Raw genomic sequence first — 14699 nt, 5'->3', positions numbered from 1 at the left:
GGCAGGCTTCGCGCTAAGCCGGGATGGCGGAGCGGACCTTGGCGCGCAGGGTGTCGATGCTGGCCAGGCCCTGGTCGGTCTTGAAGTGCCAGTAGGTCCAGCCGTTGCAGGCGGGCGCGTCCTGCAGCAGGGCGCCGACCTTGTGGATCGAGCCGGCCAGGTCGCCCACCACCAGGCTGCCGTCGGCGCGGACGCGGGCAGCGTGCTTGCCCGTGGCGCAATAGAGCATGTCGCCGGGACGCAGGAGGCCCGCCTCGACGATCTGGCCGAAGGGAATGCGCGGCTCGGAGCGCTTGGAGCCGGTGATCTCCAGCTCGGCGGCGGTGGCGGGCTGGACCTGGGCGATGCGCGCCTTGGCGATCGCCGCATAGGTCTTGTCGCGCTCGATACCGACATAGCGCCGGCCGAGGCGCTTGGCCGCGGCGCCGGTGGTGCCGGTGCCGAAGAACGGGTCGAGGACGATATCGCCGGGCCGGGTGGAGGCCAGGATCACCCGGTGCAGCAGGGCCTCGGGCTTCTGGGTGGGGTGGGCCTTGGCGCCGCTCCCGTCTTTCAGCCGCTCCTCGCCGGTGCACAGCGGGATGGTCCAGTCGGAGCGCATCTGCAGGTCGTCGTTGGCCACCTTCATGGCGTCGTAGTTGAAGGTGTAGCGCTTGGCGCCCTGGCTTTTGGCGGCCCAGATCAGGGTCTCGTGGGCGTTGGTGAAACGGGCGCCCTTGAAGTTCGGCATCGGGTTGGTCTTGCGCCAGATCACGTCGTTGAGGATCCAGAAGCCCAGGTCCTGCAGCGCCGCGCCGACGCGGAAGACGTTGTGGTAGCTGCCGATCACCCACAGCGCGCCGTCGTCCTTCAGCACCCGGCGGCACTCGCCCATCCAGGCCCGCGTGAAGGCGTCATAGGCCGCGAAGCTGTCGAACCGGTCCCAGTCGTCGTCGACGGCGTCGACCTTGGAATTGTCGGGGCGCAAGAGGTCGCCGCCGAGCTGGAGGTTGTAGGGCGGGTCGGCGAACACCAGGTCGACGGACCGGTCGGGGAGCGTCTTCAGCACCTCGAGGCAGTCGCCCTGGATGATCGTGTCGGCCTGCAAACCCATCTTCGCGCCCCGGCTGGTGGAGGCGGAATCCTGGGCGCGGCATGGTTTCGGGACGGCTAAGGAACGTGGTTAGCGGGGGGTTAAGCCTCGTCGAAGGCCAGGTCGCCCTGGAGGGCGTCCCCGAAGGCCCGCATCGGGTCGCGGCCCATCAGGGCCAGGCGGACCGGTCCCCAGGACATCCGATGGATCTCGCAGGGGCCCAGCGCCAGCAGCGCCCTGGCGTGGATCGGGGCGCGGTAGCCCTTGTGGGACGCGAAGCCGTAGCCGGGATAGGCCTGGTCCATCTCGGCCATCAGCCGGTCGCGGGCCACCTTGGCCAGGATGGAGGCCGCGGCGATGGACTTGGACTTGCCGTCGCCGCCGACCACCGTCTGCACCGCGCAGGGCAGGAGGAAGCGGTAGGCGCCGTCCACCAGGGCGTGGACCGGCTGCACCGCCAGCGCCTCGACGGCGCGGCGCATGGCCAGGCCGGTGGCGTGCAGGATGTTGAGCTCGGCGATCTCCTGCACCGAGGCGAAGCCCACGCCCCAGGCGACGGCCGTGGCCTTGATCTCGATCTCCAGCGCCTCGCGGGTCCGGGCCGAGAGCTTCTTGGAATCGTCCAGCCCCTTGGGCGTGCGCCGCGGGTGGAGGATCACCGCGCCGGCGCTCACCGGTCCGGCCCAGGGCCCGCGGCCGGCCTCGTCCACCCCGCAGACCGGCGCAGGGCAGGCCTTCTCCAGGCGCATGTGCGGACCGGCGGCTCTCGGCATCAGGCCCCCATACGGCGGATCGGCTCGTGGCGGAAGCAGGAGGTCACATGGTCGTTGACCAGGCCCACCGCCTGCATCCAGGCGTAGACGATCACCGGGCCCACGAACTTGAAGCCCTTGGCCTTCAGCGCCCTGGACATCTCCGCCGCCAGCGGCGTCTGGGCGGGCACGTCGCCAACCCCGGCCCTGGCGCCCTGGATCGGCTTGCCGTCGGTGAAGGCCCAGCAGAACCGGGCGAAGTCCTGGCCGGCGTCGCGCATGGCCAGGTAGGTGCGCGCCGAGGCGATAGCCGCGTCGATCTTGGCGTTGGAGCGCACGATGCCGGCGTCGGCCATCAGCCGCGCCCGGTCGGCCTCGCCGAAGCGGGCCACCTTCTCGGGGTCGAAGCCCGCGAAGGCGGCGCGGAAGGCCTCGCGCTTCCTGAGGATGGTGATCCAGGCGAGGCCGGCCTGGAAACCGTCCAGCACCAGCTTTTCCCAGAGCGCCCGGGCGTCGCGCTCCGGCACGCCCCATTCGGCGTCGTGGTAGGCCTCATAGAGCGGGTCGCCGGCCATGCCGCGCCAGCCGCAGCGAATCGGAGGGGAGCTCATGGGGTGGAGCATCGCGGGCGCGGGCGCGGGAGGCAAGTGAGCCGCATATTAGAATCCTTCTCCCGCAGGGGGGAGAAGGATCCGGGTTATGCCCGCATCCAGTCCGGGGTCTCGGCGCGCACCGGGCGGCCGTCGACGGTGAGGTCGGCGCCCGCGATGCGGTCGAGGCGCAGGAGGGCCATGGCGCGGCCGGCGACGCCGGTGAGCGCCTCGCCGGCCCGCAGGTTCCCCGCCAGAACCTCGGCGCCGGGGGCGGGCGGGGGGCCGTCGAAGGCGATGGGCAGCATGCGGTTCTTGATCTGGCCGCGGCGCTTCATGCGCGAGGTGGTCTCCTGGCCGACGAAGCAGCCCTTCTTGAAGTCGATCCCCGCCAGGAGGTCGAAGTCGGCCTCGATGGGGTAGGTCTTCTCGAAGCCCCAGTCGGCGGAGCCGGGCACGCCCAGCGCCAGGCGCCAGGCGTCGCAGGCGGCCTGGTCGCCCGTGGCGGCGTCCGGGGGCGCGTCCACGCCGTAGCCGCGCCAGCCGAGGGCCGGGAGGCGCGGGTCGGCGAACCAGCCGTCGGCGGGCGGCGGCGCGACGCCGGGGCCGAACAGCGCCGCGACGGGCGTGGAGTCGGGGGCGATCTCCACCCTGGCCCGCAGGCGGTGCAGGGCCAGGCGCTGGACCAGGGCGTCGCGGCGCGCAGCCTCCACGTCCAGCCAGGCGCCGTCTTCGCGGCCGATCACGAAGAGGTCGTAAAGCAATCGGCCCTGCGGGGTCAGCAACGCGCCGAAGCGCATCTCGCCGGGGCGCAGGCTTTCCACGTCCTGGGTGATCTGGCCCTGCAGGAAGCTTCGCCAATCGGGTCCGGACAGCCGGATCAGCGCCCGGCTCTGCAAGGCGGCGAAGGTGAGGGAAGCGCTCATGACCTGGAATTAGGCCTGCTTCGGCTGGAGCGCCAGCGCCGGGCCGCCTATAGAGGCGCGATGCCCAATGGATCCTTCCCGATTCTGTTCATTACGGCGACCCGCATCGGCGACGCGGTGCTGTCGTCGGGCCTGATCCGCAAGCTGCTGCAGGAGATCCCCCATGCGCGGTTCACCGTGGTGGCCGGGCCGGCCGCGGCGCCGCTGTTCGAGGAGATCCCGCACCTGGACGAGGTGATCGTCCTGGAGAAGGCCAAGGACCGCAGCCACTGGATCTCGCTGTGGAGCAAGGTCCGGCGCAAGGAGTGGGGACTGGTCGTCGACCTGCGCGGCTCGGCCATCTCGGGCTTCCTGCGCCGCAAGCGCCGGGCGGTGTTCCACCGGATCGCGGGGCCGCCGGTGCACAAGGTGATCGAGGCCTCGCGGGTGCTGAGGATCGCCGACGGCGTGGCCGCGCCCTACCTCTACGCCAGCGCGGAGACCGAGGCCCGGGCGGTGGAGCTGACCGCCGGCAAAGGCCCGATCCTGGCCCTGGCGCCGGCCGCCAACTGGATCGGCAAGACCTGGCCGCTGGAGCGTTTCGCCCAGACCGCCATCCAGCTGCTGGGCGAGGGCCAGCCGCTGGCCGGCGGGCGGCTGATGGTGCTGGGCGCTCCGGAAGACCACCATGTGATGGATTCCCTGCGCCACGTGGTGCTGAAGGGCCGTCTGATCGACCTGGTGGGCAAGGTCGACCTGCTCACCGCCCACGCCTGCCTGAAGCGGGCGGCGCTGTTCGTCGGCAACGACTCCGGCCTGATGCACCTGTCCGCCGCGGCGGGCGCGCCGACGCTGGGCCTGTTCGGGCCCTCGGACGAGCGGCTCTACGCCCCCTGGGGACAGGCGACGCGGGTGGTGCGGGGACCCCGGGAGTTCGAGCAGATCCGCCTTGGCGACCCGAATTTCAGCCAGGCGCTGTGCCACATGATGGACCTGACCGTCCCCACCGTGCTGGCGGCCGCCCGCGAACTCCTGGCCGCCAGCCAGCCCGCCGTGGAGCCCGCCGATGCCTGAGACCTTCGACCTGATCGTTAAAGGCGGCGAGGTGATCAACCACGCCGGCCGGGGTGCGGCCGACGTGGGCGTGCGGGACGGCAGGATCGTGGCGGTGGGCGACCTTGGCCAGGCTTCGGCCGGCGAGGTGTTCAACGCCACGGGGCTGACGGTGCTGCCCGGCATGATCGACACCCAGGTGCATTTCCGCGAGCCGGGCCTGGAGTGGAAGGAGGACCTGGAGAGCGGGTCGCGCGCCGCCGTGCTGGGCGGGGTGGTCGCGGTCTTCGAGATGCCCAACACCGAACCCACCACCACCGACGCGGACGCCCTGGCCGACAAGCTGGCCCGGGCCCGAGGGCGCATGCATTGCGACCACGCCTTCTACATGGGCGGCACCCATGAGAACGCGGCCTTCCTGGGCGAGCTGGAGCGGCTGCCCGGCTGTTGCGGGGTGAAGGTGTTCATGGGGGCGTCCACCGGCACCCTGCTGGTGCAGGACGACGAAGGCGTCGAGCAGGTGCTGCGGCACGTCAGCCGGCGGGCGGCCTTCCACTCCGAGGACGAATACCGCCTGGCCGAGCGTCGGGCGCTGGCCAGGACCGGCGACTGGACCAGCCACGAGGAGGTGCGCGACGCGGTCTCCGCCATCCAGTCGACGCGGCGGCTGGTGCGGATCGCCAGCGAGCTCGGCAAGCGCATCCACGTGCTGCACGTGACCACCGCCGAGGAGATCGCCTTCCTGGCCGAGCACAAGGACGTGGCCAGCGTCGAGGTGACGCCGCAGCACCTGACGCTCACCGCGCCCGAGGCCTACGAGCGGCTGAAGGGCTTCGCCCAGATGAACCCGCCGATCCGCGGGGCGGCGCACCAGGCCGCGCTCTGGAAAGGGATCGCCAGCGGCGTCGCCGACGTGCTGGGCTCCGACCACGCGCCGCACACCCGCGAGGAGAAGGCCCGGCCCTACCCGGCCTCGCCCTCCGGCATGCCGGGGGTGCAGACGCTGGCGCCGGTGATGCTGACCCATGTGGCCGAGGGGCGGCTGACGCTGGAGCGGTTCGTGGACCTGACCAGCCACGGGGCGCAGCGGGTGTTCGGCCTGGCCGACAAGGGCCGGCTGGCGGCGGGCTACGACGCGGACCTGACGGTGGTCGACCTGAAGGCCCGGCGGGTCATAGGCCATCAGGCGATGGCGACGCGGGCCGGCTGGACGCCCTTCGACGGCTTCGAGGCCAAGGGCTGGCCGGTGGCCACCATCGTCCGCGGCCGGGTGGTCATGCGCGACGACGAAGTGGTCGCGCCGCACCTGGGCGAGCCGGTGCGGTTCGGCGAGACGCTGGGAGGGTAGAAAGGGAGAGGTCGGAGCGGGGGCGTGGCCGCCGCGGTGACGGTGGACCGAGGTCGGAGCCAGCCGAACTCCACTTCATCTCCCTGCCAACACTCCAACCCCACCCTTCCCCCATCGAGGGGGAAGGGTTCTCCCGGGCGTCCGATCAGGTGTTGCCCTTCAGCTTGCAACCTCCGGCGAAGGCGCAGCCGGTGGCGCCGACCGCGGTGACCGGGCTGTCCTTGTATTCGATCATGTAGCCCTTGAAGCCGTCGGCGCAGGACACCTCCATCAGGAAGGTGCCCTTGGCGGTCTTGCCGGCCAGGCGGCTGTCCGACACCACGCAGGTCTTCTGGTCGAACTTGCGCAGGTCGGCGGTCAGGGCCGCGTTGCCGGACTCGGGCTTGTTGATGCCGCACTTGTATCCGGCGACCAGGGCGTGGCCGCAGTCGTAGACGACGCCCTTGCCGCCGCCTTCGAAGATGCCGATGCCGCCGCCGCCGCTCTTGCAGACCAGCTCGACCACGTCCTTGGCTCCCGTGGAGGGGAAGATCGCGTATTTGTCCACGTCGCAATCGGAGCCGGCCGCCTTGGCCAGGCGGGTGTAGAGGCCGGCCTGCGCGGTGGCGGCCTCGCGGGCGTCGGTCAGCGTGCAGCCGCCGAGGATGCCCATCGCCTTGGCGCAGTCCCAGGCCTGGGCCAGCGCGCCCTTGGAGACCTTGTATATGTAGCCCTTGCCGTCGGCGCAGGAGGTCTCGAAGAAGTCGGACTCGTCCTTGGTGGCGCCGACGTAGCGGCGATCCTTGACCACGCAGCCGTTCTTGGCGTCGGCGACATACTTGTCGACCACCGCCAGGCGGGCCTTCTTGTCCATCAAGGTGCACTTGATGTTGCCGTCGGTGTCGTCGAAGTTCAGGCAGTTCTGCGCCTCGCCGCCCTTGGCGATGTCGAACGGCGCGCTGGCGACGACCACATAGCCCGAACCTTCCTGGCAGGCGGCCTCGAAGTAGGTGTTGGTCTTGCTCTGGCCGATGCCGCGTATCTCGCTGGGCGTGCACTGGACGCCGAGCTTGGCGAACAGCGGGGCGATGTCGGCCTTGGGATCGGCGTTGCCGGGCAGCATGCAGGGCACGGCGGGCGGCTTGCCGGGGGCGGGCGGGGTGTTGGCCTCGATGCAGCTGAAGGCGGTGGGCGCGACGCCGGCGCCGCCCGAGACGATGAAGCCCGGGCCGGAGGCGCAGTCGACTTCATAGTAGCTGGTGGAGGTCTTGGCCTTCTTGTCCTCGGACTTGCCGATGAAGCGGGCGTCCGAGACCTGGCAGCTCAGCCCGGCCTGCTGGACCACGGCGGGAGCCTCGGCCATGCCCTGCTTGCGGGCGGCCGCGGGGATGTCGGCCGCCTTCTTCGACGCGGACAGCACGGTCGCCGGCGCGAGCGCGGCGATGGCGAGGGCGATGGCCAGCCCAAATCCGATTGGCCTCATGGGTACGTCTCTCCTGGGGTTTCCTTTGCGCGGCACATAAGCGCCGGCAGGGGATTGGGGTCAAGCTGAGCGGTCGGGACGCGAAACAGGCGTTCGGCGGACGGATTTGGGGGGCGGATTGGGGGGTGCGACCTGACGGCTTCCTGAACGCCCTTCGCAGACCCCGATCGTCCCGGTAGGGTCAAGGGCGTGGCCGCGACCGGCCCGCAGAGCAGAAGGGCCCAGGCGTGCACGACGGGATCGAAACCAAGGACAAGGCCTCCCAGGCGCTCACCTATCCGTTCGAGCGCGGTCCGGCGGTCGGCGGCGAGGCGGTGGACATCGCCGCCGGGGTGAAGTGGATGCGGATGCCGCTGGGCGGGCCGCTGGGCTTCATCAACGTCTGGGCGATCGCCGAGCCGGGCGGCTGGGCCGTCGTCGACACCGGGGTGAGCAACCCGCAGACCATGGACGCCTGGCGCGCGGCCTTCGCCGGGCCGCTGAAGCGGCTGCCGGTGACGCGGGTGTTCGTCACCCACATGCACCCCGACCACATCGGCATGGCCGGCTGGCTGACGCGCAAGTTCGGCGTGCGGCTGTGGGTCACCCGCCAGGAGTACATGATGTGCCGCAGCCTGTCGGCGGACACCCTGCGCGAGCCGCCGCAGGACGCCATCCAGTTCTACCGCCACGCCGGCTGGGACGAGGAGGCGATCGAGAGCTACCGCGCCCGCTTCGGCGCCTTCGGCAAGGCGATCCACCCCCTGCCGGACAGCTTCCACCGGCTGCGCGACGGCGAGGAGGTCCGCATCGGCGACCATGTCTGGCGCGTGGTGATGGGCTCGGGCCATTCGCCGGAGCACGCCTGCCTGCACTGCCACGACCTGCAGGTGTTCATCACCGGCGACCAGGTGCTGCCGCGCATCTCCTCCAACGTCTCGGTGTTTCCCACCGAGCCGGACGGCGACCCCTTGTCGGAGTGGCTGACGTCGCTGGCGGGGATCAAGAGCCGGGTGGGCGACGAGGTGCTGGTGCTGCCGGCGCACAACGACCCGTTCTTCGGCCTGCACGCCAGGCTCGACCAGCTGATCGAGGGGCACGAGACCGGCCTGGCGCGGCTGCGCGAGCTGATCGCCGAGCCCAAGCGGGCGATCGACGTCTTCGGGGCGCTGTTCCGGCGCCCGATCGTGCCGGAGATCCTGGGCATGGCCACCGGCGAGAGCCTGGCGCACCTCAACTGCCTGGTGGCCCGCGGCCGGGCGGTGCGCGAGCCCGACGCGGAGGGCGTCGACTGGTACCGGGCGGCCTAGGGGTGGGCCTGGAGATCCGGCCGGCCGGGCCCGGCGACCTTGCCGTGGTCTACGGCTTCGTCCGCGCGCTGGCCGACTATGAGCACCTGCTGGACAAGGTGACCGCCACCGAGGCGGACCTCGGCCGCGACCTGTTCGGCCCGGCGCCCAGGGTGTTCGCCGACCTGGTGGAGATCGACGGCGCGCCAGCGGGGTTCGCCCTCTGGTACTACAGCTACTCGAGCTTCGTCGGCCGGCACGGGATCTACCTGGAAGACCTGTTCGTGGTCCCCGAGGCGCGGGGGCGCGGGGCGGGCAAGGCGCTGCTGCGGACCCTGGCGCGCCGGTGCGTGGCGGAGGGGCTGGGCCGGCTGGAGTGGGCGGTGCTGGACTGGAACGCGCCCTCCATCGCCTTCTACGACAGCCTGGGGGCGGCGGCGCTGGACGACTGGATCGTGCGCCGGCTGACCGGCGGGGCGCTGAAGGCGCTGGCCGGCGCCTGAGCCCTCTCTCCGCCCGCGATCACGGGCGGAGAGAGCCAGTCAGGACACCCGGGCCCCGTTCGCGCCGACGCTGTCCAGCGAGCAGAACTTGTCGGCCATTTTGGGCAGGGCTTCGGAGAGGATGGTCTCGACGCTCCAGCCCGAGGGCTTGCTGGCGCCGGCGATGGGGCGCGGCTGGGAATAGAGCGCGATGTCCTCGCCGGAGGCGGCGAAGATCTGGCCGGTGACGTGGGCCGCAGCAGGGCTGACCAGCGCCACCGCGAACCGGGCCGGCTGGTCGGGCCGGATGGCCTGGGCCAGGGCCTCGCGGCGCTTCATCCGCTCGGGGTCGGTCACCGGCATGCCCTGGACCAGGCGCGTCCAGGCCGTCGGCGCCAGGCAGTTGGAGCGGACGTTGTTGCGCGCTCCTTCCTGGGCCACGGTCCGCGCGAGGCCCACGATCCCCATCTTGGCCGCGGCGTAGTTGGTCTGGCCGACGTTGCCGTAGAGGCCGGAGGTGGAGGTGAAGAACATGTAGGCGCCGTCCTTCTGCTCGCGGAACAGCTCGATGGTCGCCCGGGCCACGTTGAACGAGCCGCGCAGGTGGACCTCGACCACCTTGTCCCAGTCCTCCTCCGACATCTTGTGGAACATGCCGTCGCGCAGGATGCCGGCGGGGTTGATCACCGCGTGCAGGCCGCCCAGCTCGCTCACCGCCTGCTCGACCATGCCCTGGACGGCGGCCAGGCTGGTGACGCTGTCGGAGTTGGAGATCGCCACGCCGCCGGCGGCGCGGATTTCCTCGGCCACTTTCTCGGCCGGGCCGGCGGAGCCTTCGTCGCCGCCGCGGGGCCCGCCGCCCAGGTCGTTCACCAGCACCTTGGCGCCTTCCTGCGCCGCGATCAGCGCGCAGTCGCGGCCGATGCCGTTGCCGCCGCCGGTGACCAGCACGACCTTGCCGGTGAGTGCGCCCATGATCCTCGATCTCCGTTTTCAGACCGGGACAGTTATTCGAGGCGGTCGGCCCTGCGCAAGGCCGGAAACAGCTGGGCCCAGAGGCCGGTGACCACCAGCGCCCCGACCCCGCCGAACAGCGCTCCGCCCACCGGGCCCAGCAGGCGCGCGGCCAGTCCGCTCTCGAACTCGCCGAGCTCGTTGGAAGCTCCGATAAACAGCGACGAGACCGCGCTCACCCGGCCGCGCATCTGGTCGGGGGTGATGATCTGCACCAGGGTCTGGCGCACGTAGACCGAGAGCATGTCGGCCCCGCCCAGCACGGCCAGCGCCGCCACCGAGAGCGGCAGCGCCCTGGAGAGTCCGAAGACGATGGTGGCGACGCCGAACAGGGCCACCCCCCAGAACATGATCGGGCCGGCATGGCGGCGGATCGGCCGGACGGCCAGGGCGACGGCGACGACGGCGGCGCCCATCGCCGGCCCGGCGCGCAGCAGGCCGAAGGCTTCCGGCCCGGCGTGCAGCACGTCGCGGGCGAACACCGGCAGCAGCGCGGTGGCGCCGCCCAGCAGCACGGCGAACAGGTCGAGGGAGATGGCGCCGAAGACGATCCTGTTCGACCAGACGTAGGCCAGGCCCTCCTTCATCAGCGCCCAGCGCGAGCCGGTCCCCGCCACCGGGCGGGTGTTGTCGCGGATCAGGAAGACCATGCCGGCGGCGACCGCGTAGAAGCCCGCGGCGGCGGCGAAGGAGACCGCCGGGGGGCCCCTCAGCAACAGGCCGCCCAGCGCCGGACCCAGGATGGAGCCGCCCTGCAAGGCCAGGGAGTTCCAGGCGATAGCGCGCGGCAGGAGCTCACGCGGCGCCAGCATCGGCCCCATGGCGCCGGACGCCGGGCCCATGAAGGCCCGCGAGGCCCCGAACAGCCCCGAAACCGCCAGCAGCAGCGGCAGGGTGGCGAAGTCGAACCCGACCGCGCAGGCCAGCAGGACGGCGGTGGCGATCTCGCCGGCGTAGCAGAGGAGCAGGATGGTGCGCCGGTCGTGGCGGTCCGCCGCCTCGCCGGCCGGCAGGGCCAGCAGGAACACCGGCACGAAGGCGGCCAGGCCGATCATGCCCACGTAGAAGGCCGAGACCTCGACGCTCATGGTCCGCCGCGCGACCGAATAGACGATCCAGCCCAGGGCGACGCTCTGGATCTGCACGCCCAGCGTCGCCGTCGCCCGCGAGGTCCAGAACAGCATGTAGCCCCGGCAGCGAAACAGGGCCGTGGCGGACAGGGATGAGGCCTCGGGCATCGGGCGGGCAACTTGGGGTGCGCCGGGTCCGGCCGCAACGCGCCGCGGGCCCCGGCTGCGCAAAAAAAGAAGCCTCCGCGCGGGGGGAGCGGAGGCTTCGAGGGGCGCCGGCGGGAGGGGGGAGGGGGCCGGCGGGTCTGTGGGGCCGGGCTCAGGTCCCGGCGGCGAGGCGGATCATGCGGCGGTCCAGGGGCTGTCGTCGGACATGGCGCAACCCTAGGGCACGGATCGGTCGCCGTGAAGTTGCAATACTGGGCCGTGGCGTGCGCACCGGTTGCGCGGCGCCGTGCAACCCGTTGCATGGCGACAAGGCGTTGACCTCGCGCGCGGGGAGCCCTATTCGCGCTCGCTTCCGGTTGCGAGACCCCCGGGGAGCTCAGATGCGACGATTGCGATCCCGCGAGCGCCGACGCCTCGCCTGAACCCCCCGCCGCCCCGGGCGTTCCCGCCGGGCGGCGGGCCCGTCGCCTTCGAGACCGTACCCGCATGACCGCCCAGCCGCTCCGGCAGCCCGCGCTGCTCCTTCAGTCCGAACGCCCGCAGGACGCCGTCGGCGTGGAGGCGCTGATCGACCGCGCCTTCGGCCCCGGCCGCTTCACCAAGGTGTCGGAGCGGGTGCGGGAGTTCGCCGCCTTCCGGCCCGACCTGTCGTTCTGCGCCCGGCGCGACGGACGGCTGATCGGGGTGGTGCGCCAGCACCTGGTCCGCGTCGGCGACCGGGCGGCGGTGTTCCTGGGCCCGCTGGCGGTGGACGAGGCCGAGCGCAAGTCGGGGGCGGGGATCGCGCTGGTGGAGCGGGCGTGCGAAGCCGCGTCGGCGGCGGGCTACCAGGCGGTGCTGCTGGTGGGCGACCTGGGCTTCTTCCGGCGCGCCGGGTTCGCGACGGCGCCGGGGATCGTGATGCCGGGCCCGGTGGACCCGCGGCGGGTGCTGGCCAGGGCGCCGGCGGCGGGCGAGGGGCTTGCGGGGGTGGTGCGGGCGCCGGAAGGGTGAGCCGGCCCGGCCGGGGATGACGCTGGACCCCGGAGGAGGGAGGCGGTTGACTGTCCGACCTCGAAGGAGTGGGGATTGGAGAGATGACTGCGCCTGACGCTCCCTGGTCGGTGGCGTGGAGCGGCGAGCAAGCCTTCCGGCTGCAGCCGTCGCAGGACTTCCCGGGCATGATGGAACTCGACCAGAAGCAGGCGCCGGGGGTCGGGGAACCGCTTTTCGCGGCGGTGCATGTCACCCGCCAGCGGCGGGGTATGGTCGACCTGCTTTGTCACGTCTGCGGAAAGCCGACGACACGGCACGACCGCTACATGTTCCCCGCCGCGTCCGGCGGATTGGTCACGTTGCAGGACGGGACGCAGCAGTACGGGTGCAACGTGCCGCCGATGCACCGCGCCTGCACGACCCGGGCCCTGCGGGATTGTCCCCATCTGGCGAAGGTGAGGGAGCGCCCGCTTCGTTGCTCGGGCGACGAGGGGCGGCTGATCCACCGCACGGATGTGACGCCCGGTCTGGAGGCGCTCGCCCGCACCCTGCCGCGCGACGTCGACATCGTCTTCTCCTGCTACCGCCTCTACGGTCCCGAGTTCACGCGCCGGGTGACGGCCGCGCGCGACGACTGGGACCGGACGGTGCGGTCGCGCCGGGCGCCGTCGATCTAAAGCACGATGACTTCAGGCGGAATCGCCGCTCAAAACCCGCTCGCCCCGGCCCCCGGGTCCGGCCGGCGGCCCAGGACCCAGGCCACACCTCAAACCTAGCCGGAAACTGTCTGCGATGTAGCTGGACCAAAATGTCAGCGATATTCCGGGTTGCGCACCCTCCACCACCGGCTCTTCGGCCGGCGGTCCTCTGCGGGACAGGGGAGGAACGGGCGCCGTCGCCCTTAAGTCAGCGCCCCCTGGCCTGCCGGCCAAAGGCGGCGTACCGTCGGTCGTTCAGGATGCTGGAGGAGGTCGGACGATGACGCCTTGGGAGCTGAAGGGCCGCGAGCTCGTCAACTGTACCTGCGAATACGGCTGCAACTGCCAGTTCAACGCCCTGCCCGACAAGGGGCATTGCCACGCGGTGGCCGGCATCGTCATCGACGAGGGGCGGTTCGGGGACACCTCCCTCGACGGCCTGAAGATCGCGGCGATCTTCAAATGGCCCGGGCCGATCCACGAAGGAAACGGCGAGGCCCTGGCCTTCGTGGACCAGCGGGCGGATGCGGCCCAGCGCGAGGCCCTGCTGCGGATCATGACCGGCCAGGACACGGCGCCGTTCGCCACCATGTTCGCGGTGTACGCCTCGACGGTCGCCACGATGCACGATCCCGTCTTCACCGATATCGACATCGACATCGACGTGGACGGACGCAAGGGCCGCGCCTTCGTGCAGAACTACTTCGAAATGACCGGCCGCCCGATCCGCAACCCGGTGACGGGCGCCGAGCAGCGCGCGCAGATCGTGCTGCCGGAGGGCTTCGAATACGAACTGGCGGAGATCGGCAGCGCGTCGAGCCGGACCGAGGGGCCGCTGCTGGTGCAGATCGACGACAAGTACGGGCAGTTCGCGCGGCTGCACCTGAACAACGACGGCCCGGTGCGTTCGCGGCCGGCGGCCGCGGCGGGAGCCGCGCGGGCCTGAGGTGGCGGACGCCGGCGACACGGCGGCGCTGGAGCGCCTGCTAAGGCGCGACCGGGCGATCACCGCGGCCGGGCTGGCCGTGCTCTGCGCGCTGGCGTGGCTGTATGTGGCGAGCGGCGCAGGGTTCGGCGCAAGCGCGCGAGACATGACGACGCTCTCGCTCTTCCCGCACAGGGCCGCCGAGGCCGCGCGCGCCATGCCCATGCCCGGAGCTCCGATGGAGGGCATGGCGATGGGGTCCGCGGCGGCGGGGCCGGCCGCCTGGAGCCCCGGCGTCTGGGCGCTGACCATCGCCATGTGGTGGACGATGATGGTGGCGATGATGGCGCCCAGCGCCGCCCCCACCATCCTGCTCTATGGCCGGGTGCACCGGCAGGCGCAGACGCGCGGCCAGGCGGCGGGCCTGGCGCCGAGCTGGGCGTTCGCGGCCGGCTACCTGCTCGTCTGGCTCGGCTTCTCGCTGGCGGCGGCGGGGCTGCACTGGGGGCTGGAGCGCGCGGGCCTGCTGCTGGCCGCGACGATGGGCTCCCGGAGCCGGTGGCTGTCCGGGGGCGTGCTGATCGCCGCGGGCCTCTACCAGCTCTCGCCGCTGCAGAACGTCTGCCTCAGCCATTGCCGCTCGCCCGCGGCGTTCCTCTCGCGCCACTGGCGGCCGGGCGCGGCGGGCGCCGTGCGGCTTGGGGTGCTGCACGGCGCCTACTGCGTCGGCTGCTGCTGGATGCTGATGGGGCTGCTGTTCGTGGGCGGGGTGATGAACCTGGCCTGGATCGCGGCGCTGACCCTGCTGGTGATGGCCGAAAAGCTGCTGCCGGGCGGGCGGTGGACCGTGCGGGCCGCCGGCGCGGTGATGCTGGCCTGGGGAGCGGTCACGCTGCTGGCATGACGCATGTGTGCTT

The 14699-nt window shown here is 71.8% G+C and carries 15 protein-coding genes; 8 read left to right on the top strand and 7 right to left on the bottom strand.

The window, feature by feature from the left end; genetic code table 11:
• Positions 1–13: 13 nt before the first annotated feature.
• From VGL30_RS18600 to VGL30_RS18585, 4 genes are all read right to left on the bottom strand, one after another.
• The gene (locus VGL30_RS18600; protein WP_331541524.1) at positions 14–1093 is read right to left on the bottom strand and encodes a site-specific DNA-methyltransferase; all 1080 of its coding nucleotides are present in this window, start codon (positions 1091–1093) and stop codon (positions 14–16) included.
• An 80-nt stretch (positions 1094–1173) separates the two neighbouring features.
• Positions 1174–1845, bottom strand: a complete 672-nt coding sequence (locus tag VGL30_RS18595) for a ribonuclease HII (RefSeq protein ID WP_331541523.1) — start codon at positions 1843–1845, stop codon at positions 1174–1176.
• Positions 1845–2435: a DNA-3-methyladenine glycosylase I gene (locus VGL30_RS18590; RefSeq protein ID WP_331541522.1), complete on the bottom strand. Its 591-nt coding sequence runs from the start codon at positions 2433–2435 to the stop codon at positions 1845–1847. The genes VGL30_RS18595 and VGL30_RS18590 overlap by 1 nt, the downstream gene beginning before the upstream one ends.
• An 86-nt stretch (positions 2436–2521) precedes the next feature.
• A complete protein-coding gene (locus VGL30_RS18585) occupies positions 2522–3340 on the bottom strand; it encodes a folate-binding protein YgfZ (RefSeq protein WP_331541521.1) in 819 nt (272 codons plus the stop codon).
• Positions 3341–3400: 60 nt separating this feature from the next.
• Between VGL30_RS18585 and VGL30_RS18580 the strand changes: the two genes are divergently transcribed.
• Together VGL30_RS18580 and VGL30_RS18575 are read left to right on the top strand one after the other, a co-directional pair.
• The gene (locus VGL30_RS18580; protein WP_331541519.1) at positions 3401–4393 is read left to right on the top strand and encodes a glycosyltransferase family 9 protein; all 993 of its coding nucleotides are present in this window, start codon (positions 3401–3403) and stop codon (positions 4391–4393) included.
• On the top strand, positions 4386–5720 hold the full coding sequence (locus VGL30_RS18575) for a dihydroorotase (protein ID WP_331541518.1): 1335 nt from the start codon (positions 4386–4388) through the stop codon (positions 5718–5720). Before VGL30_RS18580 ends, VGL30_RS18575 begins: the two co-directional genes overlap by 8 nt.
• A gap of 145 nt (positions 5721–5865) precedes the next feature.
• Here VGL30_RS18575 and VGL30_RS18570 read toward each other — a convergent pair whose 3' ends face one another.
• Complete coding sequence (locus VGL30_RS18570) at positions 5866–7182, bottom strand: hypothetical protein (RefSeq protein WP_331541517.1); 1317 nt, start codon at positions 7180–7182, stop codon at positions 5866–5868.
• Between the two features lie 227 nt (positions 7183–7409).
• On the opposite strand from VGL30_RS18570, the gene VGL30_RS18565 reads away from it, so the two are divergent.
• Together VGL30_RS18565 and VGL30_RS18560 are read left to right on the top strand one after the other, a co-directional pair.
• Positions 7410–8471, top strand: a complete 1062-nt coding sequence (locus VGL30_RS18565) for an MBL fold metallo-hydrolase (protein ID WP_331541516.1) — start codon at positions 7410–7412, stop codon at positions 8469–8471.
• Between the two features lie 2 nt (positions 8472–8473).
• Positions 8474–8953 carry a GNAT family N-acetyltransferase gene (locus VGL30_RS18560; protein WP_331541515.1) on the top strand — a complete coding sequence of 160 codons (480 nt, stop codon included), beginning with the start codon at positions 8474–8476 and terminating at the stop codon, positions 8951–8953.
• Positions 8954–8992: 39 nt separating this feature from the next.
• Here the strand turns inward: VGL30_RS18560 and VGL30_RS18555 are convergent, their stop codons facing one another.
• Together VGL30_RS18555 and VGL30_RS18550 are read right to left on the bottom strand one after the other, a co-directional pair.
• Positions 8993–9907, bottom strand: a complete 915-nt coding sequence (locus VGL30_RS18555; RefSeq protein WP_331541514.1) for an SDR family NAD(P)-dependent oxidoreductase — start codon at positions 9905–9907, stop codon at positions 8993–8995.
• Between the two features lie 32 nt (positions 9908–9939).
• Entirely contained in the window at positions 9940–11184 is a 1245-nt protein-coding gene (locus VGL30_RS18550) for an MFS transporter (protein WP_331541513.1), read from the bottom strand.
• A gap of 486 nt (positions 11185–11670) precedes the next feature.
• On the opposite strand from VGL30_RS18550, the gene VGL30_RS18545 reads away from it, so the two are divergent.
• The 4 genes from VGL30_RS18545 to VGL30_RS18530 all read left to right on the top strand — a co-directional run bounded on the left by VGL30_RS18545 (position 11671) and on the right by VGL30_RS18530 (position 14686).
• Complete coding sequence (locus VGL30_RS18545) at positions 11671–12177, top strand: N-acetyltransferase (RefSeq protein ID WP_331541512.1); 507 nt, start codon at positions 11671–11673, stop codon at positions 12175–12177.
• An 83-nt stretch (positions 12178–12260) separates the two neighbouring features.
• Positions 12261–12836 (top strand): hypothetical protein, encoded by a 576-nt coding sequence (locus tag VGL30_RS18540; RefSeq protein ID WP_331541511.1) that lies wholly within the window; start codon positions 12261–12263, stop codon positions 12834–12836.
• 301 nt (positions 12837–13137) lie between these two features.
• Positions 13138–13803 carry a DUF1326 domain-containing protein gene (locus tag VGL30_RS18535; protein WP_331541510.1) on the top strand — a complete coding sequence of 222 codons (666 nt, stop codon included), beginning with the start codon at positions 13138–13140 and terminating at the stop codon, positions 13801–13803.
• Between the two features lies 1 nt (position 13804).
• Complete coding sequence (locus VGL30_RS18530) at positions 13805–14686, top strand: DUF2182 domain-containing protein (protein WP_331541509.1); 882 nt, start codon at positions 13805–13807, stop codon at positions 14684–14686.
• Positions 14687–14699 lie beyond the last annotated feature (13 nt).

Source organism: Phenylobacterium sp. (assembly GCF_036502675.1).
Taxonomy (GTDB): Bacteria; Pseudomonadota; Alphaproteobacteria; order Caulobacterales; family Caulobacteraceae; genus Phenylobacterium.
The sequence above is the reverse complement of the archived record's forward strand: the minus strand, read 5'-3'. Positions and strand labels throughout refer to the sequence as shown.

Coding starts and splice junctions, on each gene's coding strand:
- VGL30_RS18550 (WP_331541513.1), bottom strand. CDS start 11,184: ATGCCCGAGGCCTCATCCCTGTCCGCCACGGCCCTGTTTCGCTGCCGG.
- VGL30_RS18570 (WP_331541517.1), bottom strand. CDS start 7,182: ATGAGGCCAATCGGATTTGGGCTGGCCATCGCCCTCGCCATCGCCGCG.
- VGL30_RS18595 (WP_331541523.1), bottom strand. CDS start 1,845: ATGCCGAGAGCCGCCGGTCCGCACATGCGCCTGGAGAAGGCCTGCCCT.
- VGL30_RS18555 (WP_331541514.1), bottom strand. CDS start 9,907: ATGGGCGCACTCACCGGCAAGGTCGTGCTGGTCACCGGCGGCGGCAAC.
- VGL30_RS18585 (WP_331541521.1), bottom strand. CDS start 3,340: ATGAGCGCTTCCCTCACCTTCGCCGCCTTGCAGAGCCGGGCGCTGATC.
- VGL30_RS18535 (WP_331541510.1), top strand. CDS start 13,138: ATGACGCCTTGGGAGCTGAAGGGCCGCGAGCTCGTCAACTGTACCTGC.
- VGL30_RS18600 (WP_331541524.1), bottom strand. CDS start 1,093: ATGGGTTTGCAGGCCGACACGATCATCCAGGGCGACTGCCTCGAGGTG.
- VGL30_RS18575 (WP_331541518.1), top strand. CDS start 4,386: ATGCCTGAGACCTTCGACCTGATCGTTAAAGGCGGCGAGGTGATCAAC.
- VGL30_RS18590 (WP_331541522.1), bottom strand. CDS start 2,435: ATGAGCTCCCCTCCGATTCGCTGCGGCTGGCGCGGCATGGCCGGCGAC.
- VGL30_RS18545 (WP_331541512.1), top strand. CDS start 11,671: ATGACCGCCCAGCCGCTCCGGCAGCCCGCGCTGCTCCTTCAGTCCGAA.
- VGL30_RS18580 (WP_331541519.1), top strand. CDS start 3,401: ATGCCCAATGGATCCTTCCCGATTCTGTTCATTACGGCGACCCGCATC.
- VGL30_RS18540 (WP_331541511.1), top strand. CDS start 12,261: ATGACTGCGCCTGACGCTCCCTGGTCGGTGGCGTGGAGCGGCGAGCAA.